At 76.8% G+C, this 1,347-nt stretch carries 1 protein-coding gene and 1 pseudogene; both read left to right on the top strand.

Annotation, left to right across the window (positions count from 1 at the left end; genetic code table 11):
* Positions 1–269 precede the first annotated feature (269 nt).
* Positions 270–749, top strand: coding sequence for a type III secretion system chaperone family protein (locus tag AC2CHG_RS31405; RefSeq protein WP_262013610.1), 480 nt, complete (start codon positions 270–272; stop codon positions 747–749).
* Positions 746–1,347: pseudogene (locus AC2CHG_RS31400) on the top strand (YbjN domain-containing protein); the annotation flags it as partial. The gene AC2CHG_RS31405 and the pseudogene AC2CHG_RS31400, both read left to right, overlap by 4 nt.

The following is a 1,347-nucleotide window of genomic DNA, read 5'->3' as shown; positions in this document are numbered from 1 at the left end:
GCCGACGAACGCGGCCGGGCTCGGCCCGGGAGCCGGTCGCCGCCGCGCCGGCTTCCGCGCCGCCGCCTTCTTCGCCGGTTGCCGGGCGCGGTTGTTCGTGGTGCCACGCGGCGACGCGCCGCGCCGCCGGCTCGCCTGAGAGGTACGGCCCGCCATAGAGTCACGGTAACGGCGGCACCCGGTGGATCGCCGCTTTTCCGGGTCGTGTCCGCGCGTCGCAGCACGGGTCGGACCGTCGTTTGTGTTATTCGCCTCAGAAGGGATGCCCGATGGCGTCGCCGGAGATCGAGGACGGTCCGGACGGTCCGCTGGCCGGACACCCGCAGGAACTGCGCCCGCTGACCGGCGAGCTGATCGCCGCCGTGCTCGCCCACCGGGGGTACGCGGTGGCCGAGGAACCCGACGGCGCGCTGGTGGGCCGCTGGGAGCGGAACCTGATCTGGTTCCACCGCCGGGGCGCGGCCGGTGAGCTGCTCCAGGTCCGCACCGTCGTCGCGGACCACTTCGGCATCGAGCGCGTGCCCGAGCTGCACGCGTTCTGCAACACGTGGAACCACGACCGGCTCTGGCCGAAGGCGTATGTGCACGTCGCCGACGACGGGTCGGCCCAGGTGTGCGGCGAGGTCACCACCGACCTGGAACGCGGGGTGACGCCGCACCAGCTCGACCGGCTCGTCGACTGTGGCGTGACCACCGGGTGCCAGCTCGCCGCCGCCGTCGACGAGCTGGCCGGCGGGACGCTCCGGTGACCACGGCACGCGACAGGGGGCTGGCCGCCGCTCTCGCCGACGCCCGGGACCGGCCCGACGGCGCGGAGCGCTGCGCCGAGCTGGAGCGGATCGCGTCCCGGGCGGACGCCACCGGCGATCCGCGTACCGCGGTGTCGGCGCGGTTCGCGCTGGTCGACGCGTACCTGCACCGGGGCGAGCGGTGGCGGGCGGTGGAGCCGGTCCGGCGGATGCGGGCCACGCTGGACGGGCACCCCGGGCTGCTGGACGCCCGCCCGGACGAGCTGACCCGGTTGCGCCGGCACCAGCGGCAGGCGGTGGAGGCGTCGTTCGGCACGCCCCGGGTGGGCCTGGACCAGGCCCGGTCCCTGTTGGACGCGCTCGCCGGGGAGCTGGGCGAGGACGCGGCACCGGTGGCGGAGCTGCGCTGCCGGCTCGCCGACCACCTCGGTGACGAGCCGGCCGCCCGGCGGGCGTACGAGCGCTGGTCGGCGGCGGACGAGACCGACCCGGTGGCCGGCTGTGCGGGCTGCGCCCCGGCGCGGCGGGCCGACCTGCTGGCCGGCTGGGGCGAGCCGGACGCGGCACTGGCGGCGCTGGCACCGGCGCTGACCGGCTG

The organism is Micromonospora sp. ATLC20, from assembly GCF_057196585.1.
The sequence above is the reverse complement of the archived record's forward strand: the minus strand, read 5'-3'. Positions and strand labels throughout refer to the sequence as shown.